Annotated in this window: 10 protein-coding genes and 2 pseudogenes; 7 read left to right on the forward strand and 5 right to left on the reverse strand. The window is 62.3% G+C overall.

From position 1 onward, the window contains the following. Window positions 1-13: 13 nt before the first annotated feature. Together AC3WLY_RS13550 and AC3WLY_RS13555 are read right to left on the reverse strand one after the other, a co-directional pair. The gene (locus AC3WLY_RS13550; RefSeq protein ID WP_492332678.1) at window positions 14-1219 is read right to left on the reverse strand and encodes an MFS transporter; all 1206 of its coding nucleotides are present in this window, start codon (window positions 1217-1219) and stop codon (window positions 14-16) included. Window positions 1220-1378: 159 nt separating this feature from the next. After that, window positions 1379-2098 (reverse strand): autoinducer binding domain-containing protein, encoded by a 720-nt coding sequence (locus AC3WLY_RS13555; protein WP_425130885.1) that lies wholly within the window; start codon window positions 2096-2098, stop codon window positions 1379-1381. Between the two features lie 10 nt (window positions 2099-2108). Here AC3WLY_RS13555 and AC3WLY_RS13560 point away from each other — a divergent pair. Then, window positions 2109-2276 (forward strand): annotated as a pseudogene (locus tag AC3WLY_RS13560) (IS110 family transposase); the annotation flags it as partial. A 254-nt stretch (window positions 2277-2530) separates the two neighbouring features. Then, entirely contained in the window at window positions 2531-3808 is a 1278-nt protein-coding gene (cqsA, locus tag AC3WLY_RS13565; RefSeq protein WP_175962973.1) for an alpha-hydroxyketone-type quorum-sensing autoinducer synthase, read from the forward strand. A gap of 43 nt (window positions 3809-3851) precedes the next feature. Here the strand turns inward: cqsA and AC3WLY_RS13570 are convergent, their stop codons facing one another. From AC3WLY_RS13570 to AC3WLY_RS13580, 3 genes and pseudogenes are all read right to left on the reverse strand, one after another. Continuing rightward, window positions 3852-4877 carry a response regulator gene (locus tag AC3WLY_RS13570; RefSeq protein WP_492310771.1) on the reverse strand — a complete coding sequence of 342 codons (1026 nt, stop codon included), beginning with the start codon at window positions 4875-4877 and terminating at the stop codon, window positions 3852-3854. Then, the gene (locus AC3WLY_RS13575) at window positions 4877-6247 is read right to left on the reverse strand and encodes a sensor histidine kinase (RefSeq protein WP_244137389.1); all 1371 of its coding nucleotides are present in this window, start codon (window positions 6245-6247) and stop codon (window positions 4877-4879) included. The genes AC3WLY_RS13570 and AC3WLY_RS13575 overlap by 1 nt, the downstream gene beginning before the upstream one ends. A gap of 503 nt (window positions 6248-6750) precedes the next feature. Next, window positions 6751-6982, reverse strand: a pseudogene (locus AC3WLY_RS13580) (ISNCY family transposase); the annotation flags it as partial. A gap of 473 nt (window positions 6983-7455) precedes the next feature. Between AC3WLY_RS13580 and AC3WLY_RS13585 the strand changes: the two are divergent. From AC3WLY_RS13585 to AC3WLY_RS13605, 5 genes are all read left to right on the forward strand, one after another. Next, window positions 7456-9153, forward strand: coding sequence for a M4 family metallopeptidase (locus tag AC3WLY_RS13585; protein WP_175962975.1), 1698 nt, complete (start codon window positions 7456-7458; stop codon window positions 9151-9153). Window positions 9154-9191: 38 nt separating this feature from the next. Continuing rightward, complete coding sequence (locus AC3WLY_RS13590) at window positions 9192-9470, forward strand: hypothetical protein (RefSeq protein WP_492332679.1); 279 nt, start codon at window positions 9192-9194, stop codon at window positions 9468-9470. A gap of 243 nt (window positions 9471-9713) precedes the next feature. After that, a complete protein-coding gene (gene ansP, locus AC3WLY_RS13595; protein ID WP_310136449.1) occupies window positions 9714-11204 on the forward strand; it encodes an L-asparagine permease in 1491 nt (496 codons plus the stop codon). A gap of 318 nt (window positions 11205-11522) precedes the next feature. Beyond that, window positions 11523-12878, forward strand: a complete 1356-nt coding sequence (locus AC3WLY_RS13600) for a nitrate- and nitrite sensing domain-containing protein (protein WP_492309548.1) — start codon at window positions 11523-11525, stop codon at window positions 12876-12878. 335 nt (window positions 12879-13213) lie between these two features. Continuing rightward, complete coding sequence (locus AC3WLY_RS13605; protein ID WP_072439687.1) at window positions 13214-14056, forward strand: formate/nitrite transporter family protein; 843 nt, start codon at window positions 13214-13216, stop codon at window positions 14054-14056. Window positions 14057-14074: the final 18 nt, after the last annotated feature.

Raw genomic sequence — 14074 nt, forward strand, 5'->3', positions numbered from 1 at the left:
CGGGGCCAGGTCACTAGGCGTCCAGCCCCTTCTGTACGTACCGCGATAACGGGAGTGTCAGCAGCAGGATTGACGCCAAGGCGAGCAGCGCGGTTGGGACACCCGCAATGTCACCCAGACGGCCGAACAGGACCGGCGACAGAGCGCCACCGCCGATAGTGCCCGTATAGAACAACGCGAACGCCTGCTCGCGCTTGCCGGCACCCGCCAGCTCAGGCACGACCCCGTAGAGCACCGACGACGTCCCGTTCAGCGCGAGTCCCAGCAGCGGCAGAATCGCCATCATTGCGAAGAGTGGCGAGAACACCGCGACCACGATCAGCAGCGACGTGGCAGACTCCGTGAGCCACACTGTCTTCATCATCCCGATCCGCACGCCCAGATAGCCGCAGAACAGCTTTCCGAATGCACCGCCCACGAACAGCAACGTCAGCGCGAGACCGATACCGGCGGTGCCGGCACCCTTGCTTTTCAGCAGGAACGGCAGGAACGTCAGAAAGCCCATCCGCACGGCACTGTCGAGGGTGCCGGTCGCGAGCAGCGCGCGCAAGCCGCCGGACGAACCGCTGCCGATGGCCGCTTTCGGTATCGTCTCGCGCGCCGCATGCGGCGCGCCGCGCGACGGAATCAGCCACCACAGCAGGCCTGCCGAAACCACGCCAAGCACACCGATCAGCGTCGCGCCCGTGCGCCACGTCACGACCGTCAACAGAAGGCCGATCAGGCCTGGTATCAGCGTCTTGCCGATGTCGCCGGAGAAGTTGTACTGGGCCAGCGCCTCCTTCACGCCCCCGCCTGCCTCGTAAGAATCGGTGACCATCGAGGACGCGAGCGGGTGCTGCGTGCTCGCGCCCAGTCCGCCCAGTACCAGTGCGACCAGCAGCACCGCCAGCCCGGCGGCCTGACCGGCGATCAGGTAGGCAACGCCTGCGAGCGCGGTCCCCGCCACCAGCATGCGCTCCCGCCCCCATCGCCGCGCTGCCCGACTCGCGAGCAACTGAAAACCCGCCATCGTGCCGGAATAGAGCCCGCGTAATAGGCCGATCTGCGCGTAATTGATAGCGAACTGCACTTGCCAGATGGGCAGCAGCACGTAGATGACGTCCGTCAATCCGTCGTGTACGGCGTGCGCGACGCATGCGGCCACCAGCGAGCGGCGACGGGACGCATCGGGGTGATGCTGGGTCCCAAGAAAGGCTTCGCTTTTCAAATCGCTCATTTCGTCTATTGTTGTGCGGAATGTCGGTTGCAGTGCGCTGTAACTCGTGGGGGTGATCTGCTTGAACAATACTGCTGCTTGAACGGGTCGGGCGTCAGGTATGACGGACTCGAATGCGGTCGGACGGCATTGCAGTGACACCCAGGCGCCTCGCCTCCATCAGAGCATATCGATGAGCCCCGCCGAGACCGCCTTGACGACCGCCTGCACCTTGTTGGTCGCGCCAAGTTTCACGAGGATGTTGTTGATGTGAAAGGTCACCGTCCGCTCCGCGATGCTGAGGATCTGACCGATCTCGCATGCCGTCTTGCCTTCGGCGGTCCAGCACAGCACTTCGCGTTCCCGCGCCGTCAGGACGACGCTTGCCGCTGGCGCGAGCTTCGGCACCATGAAGCCGCTCATCAGCGAATGTGACAGGTTCGCGAGCCAGTGGGTCTGCAGCGTGAGCATGTCGATTTCGGCAGGCGTGAGGCGATCCGCATGGCGCGCGAGGCTCAGCAGGCCGAACGCGCCGCGCGCGGCCCAGCTCGACTGCGCGATGCCGACCGACAACCCGGCCTCGCGCGCATCTTCCCACAAAGGGGATGGCGCGACCTCGTCAACGTCCGGCCAGACGATCATGTTGGTGGTGAGGGCGCCATCGCGGACCGTCGAATCGATCTTGATATAGTCCTGCGCCTGATAGTGCGCCATCCAGCCGTCCGGATAGGTGTCGAAGATCGCGACGGCCGACTTCGACACGGGCAGCGGCACCCGGATTCCGTAACAGCAGTACTCGAAGCCCAGGCGCTTCGAATACGCGGCGATCCGCTGGAAGAGCTGCTGCTCGTTCTCCGCGTCGCTGAATTGATGGTAGGCGTCCTGCCAGCGCAGCTCCATTCGTTCTCCGGCTAACTCGCCCATCCGAGGCGAACATCCATCCCGACGCGGCAATAAGGTGCTCAAACGCGCCCTGCTCCTCTCCACCTACCCAGCCTTGCGAGACCCCGTCTCATGGGCTAATTGCACGCGCGAGATCCAGCAAGGGCAACGCCACACCAAGCGCTCATCGGCAATTATCGCCGAATCCGGCGCGGCGATCGCCAGGCCCGACTGCCTCACATAGATATTCCAGATATCTCGGCGAACGATATTTACCAGCCCATCACTTTCTTACAAAAAAAATGAAAAATCCTTTATTGGTATAAATTTTACGATACGGAAAGGATAGACGGCATCTCTCTGTCAAGATTATCGCGATTTTTTTATAACAAGCAGGTGGCTCATTATGCAGCGCTGCACAACCGTGCAGTTGACCATAAGGAGCTTAAAGTGTACGAACATTACGAAGGAAAATCCAAGTCGAACGTTGGCGAAGTCTCGCTTCCGGCATTCGTTGCCGAACGTGTCACACGCTATTATCGCGAACGCGTTCAAGGGAACTGGAACGGTGGCCATATTATGCGAGGACGTTTGCCTGGCCCCGACGCGTTGCATTTGTCGAGCAACGATTATTTGTCGATCGCCCGACACCCCGATATCCTCGAATCGATGTGCGCAAGCATAAAGTCGGAGGGCAATGGGATGCTGATGTCTGGCATATTTCTGCACGGTGCATGTCCGTTGCTTGAGCTCGAAGACAGGTTCGCCCGCTTCATGGGCTCGGAATCAGCCATTCTTTGTCAATCCGGCTATGCAGCGAATACCGGCTTGCTGCAGTCAATCGCTTCCGCCGAAACGCCCGTCTACCTCGACATGATGGCCCATATGTCGCTATGGGAAGGCGTGCAAAGCTCAGGCGCGAAAGCTGTCGCCTTTGCCCATAACGATGCTGACCATCTCGCGCGGCAAATCCGTCGTCATGGACCTGGCATCGTAGTCGTCGACTCGATCTACAGCACGAACGGCAGCGTTTGTCCGTTGGCCGACGTCGTCGACGTGGCAACAACGGCCGGCTGCGTGCTAGTCGTCGACGAATCCCATTCGCTCGGCACGCATGGGCCGGATGGCGCAGGGCTCGTCGTCGAGTTGGGGCTGACCGATCGTGTGCACTTCCGCACGGCGAGTCTCGCAAAAGCGTTCGCTGGCCGCGCGGGCGTGATCAGTTGCTCGAGCCGATTTCAGGAGTATTTCAAGTTCGAATCGCGTCCGGCGATCTTTAGCTCGACATTGCTTCCGCATGAAGCCGCCGCCTTGGAGGCCACGATCCTCGTGATCGAAAAGGAAGCGTGGCGGCGCACGCAGGTCGCAGAAAATGCACGGTACCTGCGCGAGCAACTCACGCGACTCGGTTATAACCTTAACGGGAGTGAAACTCAAATCATCGCACTCGAGTCCGGCACGGAGCAACGGACGATCAAACTACGCGACGCGCTCGAGTCGCATGGCATTTTCGGCTCGGTCTTCTGCGCGCCTGCCACGGCGAAAAACCGCGCGCTAATCCGGCTCTCCGTTCATGCGGCACTTACTCACGACGAGTTGCGGCGGATCGTCCAGGTCTGCGAAGCGATTCGCGATGAGGTCGAGCTCGATGACTGGCCGTCAACACAGCGGATGTACGCCAGCGCACGCGCGATCGACCGGATAGCGGCCATCAGGCAAGCAGTGTAAGCAACATGAACGCCTAAGCGTCAATCACATTGATGCGGGGGATTCACGCCAGTGAATCCCCTTTTTCATCTATCTGTCGATCAAGACGGTCGAGATAGTCGTCGTAGGAAACGACGGAACCCAGCTCGAGGCCAGGCGGATTCTTGATGACGCTGCACGTATAGACTTGCTGGCCTCGCACGACCGTCGCGGAATGCATGTACGGCTGCCACGACGTGCACCCGATCGGATAGTATCCCTCCGAATCCGGAAAGTAAGGCGCACGATGGCCATTGTCCAGCTCGGCGAGAAACGCGGCGGGCGCGCCGCGCTCGACGGCGATTTCGCGGGTCGCGCGCAGCGCATCCTCGGTGTGCACGAGAAGCAGATAAGGTGCGCCTGCACTATCGAGCATCACGAGCCCCGTCGGGCGCGTTGACAGGTAGTGCTCGACAATGCCGAGCTCGCGAAAGATCTCCGTCGCCTTCGCGGCGAATGCTGGATCAACCAGAAACCGGTACTCGGACAAGCCGAGCGCTTCGATGACCGTGCGTTGCGTCTGGTGCAGATACGCGCGCTTCAGCTCGTCGATCGCTTCATTGAGGACGGGAACGACGTGAACATCCTGTTTGCGAATGAACCGGTCAATGAGGCCTTCGTTGAAGCTCTTAACGGCCAGCTGTTCATTGGCCTTCCCGGTAAGAATGATCTTCTTGATGGCCGGATTGACGATGCGTCGGCAGACCTCCAGGCCGTTCATGCCCGGCATGTCATAGTCGACGACGACAACCGACGTCCTCTCGAATCGCCGCGCGTTGTGCATTTGGCGTCGGATCGCGTCGATCCGAATTGCGATCACCTCGTGGGCGTCACTCTGTTCCGTCCGATCGTGATAGCGGCAGAGGAAGTCTTCGGCGGCGAGCGGCTGGATCGCTTCGTCGTTGATAATGCTGATCGCGCGCTTTGCCGAATGGAAGAAGCGAAATGCCAATTGTGTGTCGAGCTGCAAGCTCAGATTGGCGAGAAAGGATGCACTGTCGTCAATGAAGCCGACCGTGGTCGGGAATGCGAAGGGTTCGATCATGATCATTAGGGCAACGGAAAGGTCAGTACAAACTGGGTGTACGCGTTCTTTGTCGACGTGCACTCGATCGTCCCACCGATTGCCCGCATGACATCGCGACAGAAGGCCAATCCGATCCCGGCACCGAGCGAGACATCATCGTTGATCACCGAAGAGGTGCAAAAACGCGTAAAGATGTGAGGCAGCGCGTCGGGCTCGATTCCTGACCCGTTGTCGCGAAACACAAGACGGTTCGCTCGCTCCGAGGGGTGGAGCCGAATCGAAATGTTGCCATTGTCGATGCCGCTCAACGAGCGCAGCGCATTTTTGATGAGATTGAACAGCACGTGTACTATCAGCGTCTCCGAACCTTGAAACTCGAAGTCGTCAACGAGATCACAGCGGATTTGGTCGCGCTCGACTCCGCGGAACGGGTAGCGATGCAGGGTCGTTTCAACACAGCGCGCGATTGAGCAGCGCTCGGCCCCTTGATTGAAGCCGCCGGTAAAACGCGCATTGACGAGTAACATGTCGATCACCGAATTCGACAGCAAAGCCTCTTGTTCGATCCGTTCAAGCACGCCGTGCATCGACGACAGATGCGCGAAGCGGATTTTCGGAATGTGAAGGCCGCTGCGCTGCGCGAGGTCGTAGCTGGCGAGAAGCTGAGGCAGAAAGCGGCTTAGTCCCGCTGCGCCGGCACGGATCGCCAGGAGCGGCGTGCGAAGCTCATGCGCGACGCTGCCCGCGGTGGCGACCATCGCGCGCTCTTGCTCGAATCGAATGCGTGCCGTGTCGTAGTTGGCTACGGCACCGATGATGATCGCGAACGCAAGGATAGCGAGATGCGCGAAATATGGCGTATCGAGATGAACCGGCGTCGTAGTTAGGCAATAGGCGACGACGGCCAAGCCGACGCCCGCGACGAAGCTAAGCAGCAGCATGAGCCAGTCAAGCAGCAGCACCGCCACGAACGCGGCGATCAAGCTGCTCTCGACCCAAACCTGCGAGCCATCATTTTTCAACAACATGAACGTGAAGAAAAATGGTAGCGCATAGAGAATAATGGCGTACCAATAGTAGGGCAGAAACCCGCGCACGGCAGCCGGCCAGCGATGATGAAACAAGACGGGCAGAAAGAGTATCGATCCGATGAGCCGCAGCGATAGGTTCTCGTAGCGTTGCGGAAAGACTTCGTGCCAGATGTAGTAATAGAGCGGGAAGCCGATAATGGCGACGATCGCGAACGGACGCAGGCGCCCCTCGACATATTGCATATTGCGCAATGCCGGTTCAAACGCTTTATGGATGCTGCGCTGCATCGAATTGCTTCGGCGCTGAACATGCATGCTGCTTCTCTCTCCAAATTTGTGTTTTTGATATGCCTTCAGCCCCATTCGTCCCTCGTCGAAATTTGAAGAATTCAGGCATTGGCAAATACACTAGCTTCCTGCAGTTCTCTCGCCAGCATGCTATCAGCAAAACCTCGCCACAAACGCCCCTCGCGGCTGATTGGTCTGGGCCGGCAGAGCTTCTGCTTTGGCCGACGAGTGTTGTTGCCGATTGATTTTAGAAGCCAGCGGCGCTTTTACCCTTCGACCCATTTTAGCGTGGGTATCTCGATGGCCTACAGGTTACGCCACGGTCCCGGCGAATGCCAAGCTGCGTGAGGATTAATTGACACACTCGTATTGACTCAGATCGGCAGCTTCGCGGCCAGGCTTGCCACATGTGGCCACGATGGCGCTACCCGGTCAGCTTCGTTTCCTTGTCCGCATGCTCGCCCGACAGGCAGGCGTCGCCGCGTTGCGCTTGCCAGTGCGCATGTCCGCGATCGTCTGCAGGCGCTCATGAGTATGCGAAGCTTCGCATATTGCAGAGGTTTTTTTGGTTAGCGGTCGCGGCAACACTCGAAGTCGCTGAAGGTCGATTCGGTCTGCGTGAAGTGCAGCATCATCAGTCGGATCGTCGCATCGTCCACATACACCAGCAGCGTGCAGGCCGGCGTCCGTTCCTCGAACCATCGATGATCGCTGCCAGTCGATCTGGCTCAACTCGCCCAAGCATGCCCGGCGCGCCCTCGGCTGGTAAACCTTGGATGGACGCTGCCGGCGCGGAATCCACAGGCCGGAAGCCATCACCAGCGTACGAATCGATCATTGCGCATCCAAAGACACTCGCCGTCACAAATGATAAACACATCGCCATTAATCAACGGCATTACAACAGCAGCGACAGCAACAATCAAGTCGAGTATTTAATAAATTAAATTATTGCCGTCGTTGTCGCTCCGCTCCACATCGCCCGTTCCGCTCGAGCGGCGCCCCGCCCCGCCGTGTCACCCGCCCCCTCTCCCCAAGCGCACTTCGCCAGCGCGATGTCACCGATGCCGCCCAATCGACCGACAAGATCATTTCATATTTCTCACCAAATCCCGACTTGATTAACATCGAAATAATAAAAAATTAATCCATCAGAAAATATCTTGTAATTACAAAAACGACCTTCTAGCATGCCCCTGCGGTTCGCGACATGTCTCATATCAAAGTTTGTCCTTGATGCATTCCTCGAAAATCACGCTTTTATTCATAATCTGGGGGATTACATGAAGAAACTGTCTCGTCTGCTGTCCATCACCGCGATTACCCTCGCCAGTCTCAGCGCTTTTGCCCAAGCCGGCGACCAGCCGGCCGCGGTCGACAGGGCGCTGCAACTGATTCAGCAGAACCCGTCCGCCTTCAGCCTGGCTACCGGCAGCGCCGCTCGCACCTTGAAGTTCGCGGCGCCGCAGGCGAGCGCGCCGACGGACGGCGACCAGTTCCAGGTACGCGACGTGATCGTCGATCCTGACGGCACCGAACACGTGCGCTTCGACCGCTTCTACGCGGGTCTGCCGGTGATCGGCGGCGACGTCGTCGTCCATTCGAACCAGGGGCAGCTGAAACAAGCGAGCCTGACCCAGCCCGCGCCGATCGATCTCGCCGGCAAGATCGGCAAGGTCGGCGACCGCTTCGTGGTGCGCAACGCGCCCGACGTGGGCGCGACCAGGGTCAAGCGCATCGCGGCCGCGCGTTTCAACTCGGACGTGCGCCGCATCGATGACGCGGAGCTCGTCGTGTTCGCGCGCGACGTCACGCCGACGCTGGCCTACGCGGTGCGCGTATACGGCAAGGCGACCGACGCGCACGGCGACGCCGTGCTGTACTACGTCGACGCGCGCACGGGCACCGTGCTCGACGCACAGGACCTGATCAAGACCGCCGCCGCGACCGGCACCGGCCGCTCGCTGTACTACGGCAACCTGACGCTGACCACCGACCAGACCGGCACGAACGCGTACCGGATGCTCGATCCGACCCGCGGCAGCGGCTCCGTCTACGACGGCCGCGGGCTGATCGCGGAGGACGTCGAGCAAGCGACCGACCTGCCGATCTTCACGAGCAGCACGAACGTGTGGGGCAACAGTTCGACCACCGACCGGCAAACCGTCGCCGCCGACATCGATTACGGCCTCGCGTTGACTTGGGACTACTACAGGACCACGCACAACCGTAACGGCATCTTCAACGACGGGCGCGGCGTGAAGAGTTTCGCGCACGTGGTGTTCGACACCGGCAGCGGCACGACCGGCGCGAACGCGGCATGGATGCCGTCGCACATCATGGTGTACGGCGACGGCCAGTCGGGCACGCGCCTGCCGAAGCCGGTCGTATCGGTCGACGTGGCCGGGCACGAGATGAGCCACGGCGTGACCGAGGCCACCGCCAACCTGAACTATTCGAGCGACGCGGGCGGCCTGAACGAATCGACGTCCGACATCTTCGGCACGCTCGTGAAGTTCTACGCGAACAATCCGAACGATCCCGGCAACTACGTGATCGGCGCACGCGTGGTGAGCGGCGGCCTGCGCAAGATGTACAAGCAGGACCTCGATGGCCGCTCGTTCAGCTGCTATCCGTCCGGCGGTTTCTCGTGGTCGAATCCGCGTCACGATCCGCACTTCACGTCGGGCGTGGGCAACCGCTTCTTCTACCTGCTGTCGGAAGGCCCGGCGGTGCCGTCGACCGACACCGGCCTGTCGAGGACGCAGCTGGTCTGCAACGGCGACACGACCTTCAGCGGCCTGGGCCGCGAGAAGGCCGGCAAGATCTGGTACCGGACGCTGACCGTGTACCTGAACGCCAACTCGAGCTACCCGAGCGCGCGGCGTGCGTCGATCCAGGCGGCGAACGACCTGTATGGCGCGAACTCGGCCGAGAGCGCAACGGTCGCGCGCGCGTGGAGTGCGGTCGGGGTGAATTGATCGCGCTTGGGTGGGCGTATTGAACGCCGGAAGGTCGCGTGGCGGTCCTTCGCTTCGGAGGAAAGCGAACCGATCGAGCTCACGCGGCGCTCGGGCATGAGAAAGGCAAGTGTCGATCGGCCGCCTGCGATTGCAGGCGGCCGATTGGCTTCGGACTCGGCCCGACGCTGATTGCGCTCGTCGCCGATCGCGTGTTCGGCCATCCGATGATGATCGCGGCCGCGCTCGCCATCGAAGTTGCGGTTGACGAAATTCGGCGCACAAGCCGAAATGGTGCACCGTCGAAGTCAACGCACCCAAAACGGGAAGCCATATGACGAAAAGCTTTCCATCAAACCCTATGCACGGATTCGAACAGGTTCAGTCCAAATTTGCATGCTGTTTGTGAGCGGAATTACGGCTGAATACTTTCGTGTCTGACCGTGCCCCTCGCTGTTGCCGGCGAGCCGCGACCAGGATGCCCGACGTGTCTCTACGCGTCGTGGTCGCAGGTGCCGGTGGGTCCTGATCGTCACGCGATCCGGATGAAAGCGATCACGCAAATGCAAGAGGGTGCAGCCATGGCATCGATTCCTGAACCGTCGCCGACCGGCGAAACCAACAAACGCAGCTGGCTCGAATCCCACGAGGCCGGCTATCACAAGACGCTCGGCAATCGACAGGTACAGATGATCGCGATCGGCGGTGCGATCGGCACGGGGCTTTTCCTCGGGGCCGGCGCGCGACTGCAGGCTGCGGGGCCGTCGCTCGCTATCGTCTACCTGGTGTGCGGCGTGTTTTCGTTCCTGATCCTGCGTGCGCTCGGCGAGCTGGTGATGCACCGGCCGAGCAGCGGCAGCTTCGTGTCGTACGCACGCGAATTCCTCGGCGAAAAAGCGTCTTTCGTCGCGGGCTGGATGTATTTCCTGAACTGGGCAATGACCGGCATCGTCGACATCACCGCGGTCGCGCTCTACATGCATTACTGGACGCCGTTCGCCGGTATTCCGCAATGGATCTTCGCGTTGATCGCGCTGTGCATCGTCGCCACCATGAATCTGATCGGCGTGAAGTGGTTCGCCGAAATGGAGTTCTGGTTTGCGTTGATCAAGGTCGCTGCGATCGTGCTGTTTCTCGGCATCGGTTCCGTGATCCTGGGCACCGGCGGACACGTCGCGGGCCATGACACGGGCATGCACCTGATCACCGACAACGGCGGTTTCTTCCCGCACGGACTGATGCCGGCGCTCGTGCTGGTGCAGGGCGTGGTGTTCGCGTTCGCGGGCGTCGAACTGGTCGGCACGGCCGCAGGCGAATGCAAGGATGCGCGCAAGGTGCTGCCGCGCGCGATCAACAGCGTGATTTGGCGCATTGCGATCTTTTACGTCGCGTCGGTCGTCCTGCTCGTCTGCCTGCTGCCCTGGAGCGCGTATAAGGCAGGGCAAAGCCCGTTCGTCACGTTCTTCGGCGCGCTCGGCGTTCCCGGTATCGGCTCGATGATGAATCTGGTGGTTCTGACGGCGGCGCTGTCGAGTCTCAACTCGGGGTTGTATTCGACCGGGCGCGTGCTGCGTTCGCTGTCGATGGGCGGCTCGGCGCCTGCGTTCCTCGGGCGGATGAGCGCGCAATCCGTGCCGTACGCGGGCATTCTCGTGACGGTCGCGATCTACGTGATCGGCGTGCTGCTCAACTATCTCGTGCCGTCGAGCGTGTTCGAGATCGTGCTGAACATCGCGTCGCTCGGCATCATCAGCACGTGGGGGTTCATCATCGTCTGCCAGATGAAATTCCGGGCGGCCGTCAAACGCGGCGAAGTGGGCGACGTGCCGTTCAGGATGCCCGGCGCGCCGGTGACATCGTGGCTCACGCTGCTGTTCCTGCTCGGCGTGCTGGTCCTGATGGCATTCGACTACCCGAACGGCACGTGGACGATCGCGTCGATTCCGCTGGTCGCACTGCTGCTCGTCGCCGGCTGGAAGTGGTTAAGCGGCCGCGCGCGCCGTGCGTCGCTCAAACCGACGATTCCGTCGGTCACGCTCACGCAGAGCGTCCTCGAAAAGGGCGACGACTAGGCGACGCCCGATAGCGGGTGGCGACGGGCCCGAGGGCGGCGGCCACCCCGCACGGCTCAGGGCAATCCCACGACACCGTTTGACGAAATGCTGGCGGGGGCGCAGGTTCGCCCGCGCGACTCGCAAGTCAAGACCTGGCTCGACACGCAGAATCCCGCGAGCCTCGCCCGGAAAGCCCACGACGGGGAGGACGTGTTCCGCGAGGCGGAACCCAAACTCGTCGGTGGAGCCCGGCACAGCGACTCCGCCCTCCCACGACACCAACATTTATTGTCCGCACTACACTGCACTTAGCCCCTGCCGCCGTTCAACGCCGCCATGTCCGCCACCGCCCTGCAATTCGCGCTGCTCGCCAAGCAGCAGGAAATCGCGTCGCTGCGCCGCGTGGCCGAACAGATCGAGCTGATCGACCTGCTCGGCCGCCTGATCCACGCGCTGCAGCGCGAGCGCGGCGCGACCAGCATCTATCTGGCGTCGCTCGGCAAGCGTTTTGTCGCGGAACGCGCGGCGGCACGCGACGAATCCGCACCGCTCGTCGCGCAGCTGCGCGAGCGCCTGGATCTGGAACTCGCGCCCGCGCGCGGCTCGACCTCGCGCCTGCTGTCGCTGATCGCATGGGTGCTGCTCGACCTGGAATCGCTGGATGCGCTGCGGGAACGGATCGACCGCATCGCGCTGTCCGCGCCGGACTCCGTCCAGGCGTTCAGCACCGTGATCGGGGGCCTGGTGGAGCTGATTTTCCAGCTCGCCGACAGCGCGGCGGATCCGTCGGTATCGCGCATGCTGATCGCGCTCGTCCACGTCGTCGAAGGCAAGGAGGAAGCGGGGCAGGAACGCGCCGTCGGCGCGCACATGTTCGCGGCGGGCGCGTTTTCGGCGGACCAGCAGCAGCGCCTGCTGTATCTGATCGCGGCGCAGGAGCGCAGTCTCGAAGTCTTTGCGAATTTCGCGAGCGCCGAGCAAAACGCATGGCGGGAGACGCGCATGACGGGGCCGCACGTGGCGGCGCTCGAGAAGCTGCGACGCATACTGTGCACGGCGCAGGCCGGCGACACGCTCGATGCGGGCCTGAGCGAAGCCTGGTTCGACGCCGCAAGCGCCCGCATCGACGATCTCTGGCACCTTCAGATCGCGCTGACGCTGCAGGTGCAGGAAACGTGCGACGCGCGGATCGACGACGCGCATCGGACGCTGCGCGACTCCGAGCGCCTGATGGCGCAATTGCGGAACAACCCGCCGCCGCATATCCAGGCGCTCGCCCATTTCTTCGCCGGCGATCCGCTGTCGGCGCGCGCGGCGGTTCACGAACTGCCGGAGCGCCTCTCCGGCGCCGATCCGTCGACGCTCGCCAGCCTCAAATCCCTGCTGGAATCGCAATCGGCGCGACTGGCCGGCGCGGAGGTCGAACTCGACGCCGCACGTCGCGCACTTTACGAACGCAAGCTCGTGCAGCGCGCGAAAAACACGCTGATGACGCGCTTCAAGCTGCGGGAGGACGAGGCGTACCGGATGCTGCAGAAAGCGTCGATGGACCGCAACCGGCCGCTTGCCGATATCGCGGAAGACGCGCTGACGTCGCCCGAGCGATTCGTCGACGAGCACGCGCAGCCCGCCGCGCGGCGACGTGCGCAGCGAAGCGCGCCGAAGGCACCGCGCGACGACGGCACGACCTGACCTGTCCGGAGCGCGCGCCGCGCCACGCACCGCGGTAGCGCCCACAGCGCGTGCAGGAGGCGCGAATTGCACCGCGCGAGTGCGATTCGCGGCGATCGGCTCGCGAGCGCTGCCCCCGGCATGTCGCGCCCGGCCTGCCTGCAGCGCGATTCCCCCGCCACTGGTATGAAAGTTGCGAACAACACATTCGTCGGGCTAATGGCGGCCTGACGGTCGCGCCATGTCGAACCATGGCGGACGATCACGTGGATAACAGCGTCCGCGCCGGGCACTCGCATGTCGAGCGAGTGCCCGGCGCGGTTTTTTTTGCCCGCCCAACCTTACGAGCGCACACCATGGCCTACCTCACGCCCAACGAGTTCGTCACCAAGATGGTCGACGCCGGCGAATCGAAACTGTCGATGTCGACCCGCGATACGCTGATCCGCGCGTACATGGCGGGCGCGATCCTCGCGCTCGCGGCCGCGTTCGCGGTCAGCATCACGATCAACACCGGCAACGCGCTGGTCGGTTCGCTGCTGTTTCCGGTCGGATTCTGCATGCTGTACCTGCTCGGCTTCGACCTGCTTACCGGCGTCTTCACGCTCGCGCCGCTCGCGGTGATCGACCGCCGGCCCGGCGCGACCTGGGGCGGCGTGTTCCGCAACTGGACGCTGGTGTTCTTCGGTAATTTCGCGGGCGCGCTGACGGTCGCGCTGTTCATGGCGATCATCTTCACGTTCGGTTTTTCGGAGGCGCCGAACGCGATCGGACAGAAGATCGGCGGCATCGGCGAAGCGCGCACGCTAGGCTATGCGGCGCATGGCGCCGCCGGCATGCTCACGCTGTTCGTGCGCGGCGTGATGTGCAACTGGATGGTGTCGACCGGCGTGGTCGCCGCGATGATGTCGACGTCCGTTCCCGGCAAGGTGATCGCGATGTGGATGCCGATCCTCGTGTTCTTCTACATGGGCTTCGAGCATTCGGTCGTGAACATGTTCCTGTTCCCGTCCGGCCTGATGCTCGGCGCCCACTTCACGATCGTCGACTATCTGCTGTGGAACGAGATCCCGACGGTGCTCGGCAACCTGGTCGGCGGGCTGCTGTTCGTCGGCGCGGCGCTGTACAGCACCCACTACAAGACCGCGCCGAAACGCGTGCCCGCTTCGCCGGTGGGTGTCGTCGCGCGCAAGGCCTGATCGACCCGGGCAAGCCGC

It is taken from the genome of Burkholderia sp. FW306-1C-G01B (genome assembly GCF_058781685.1).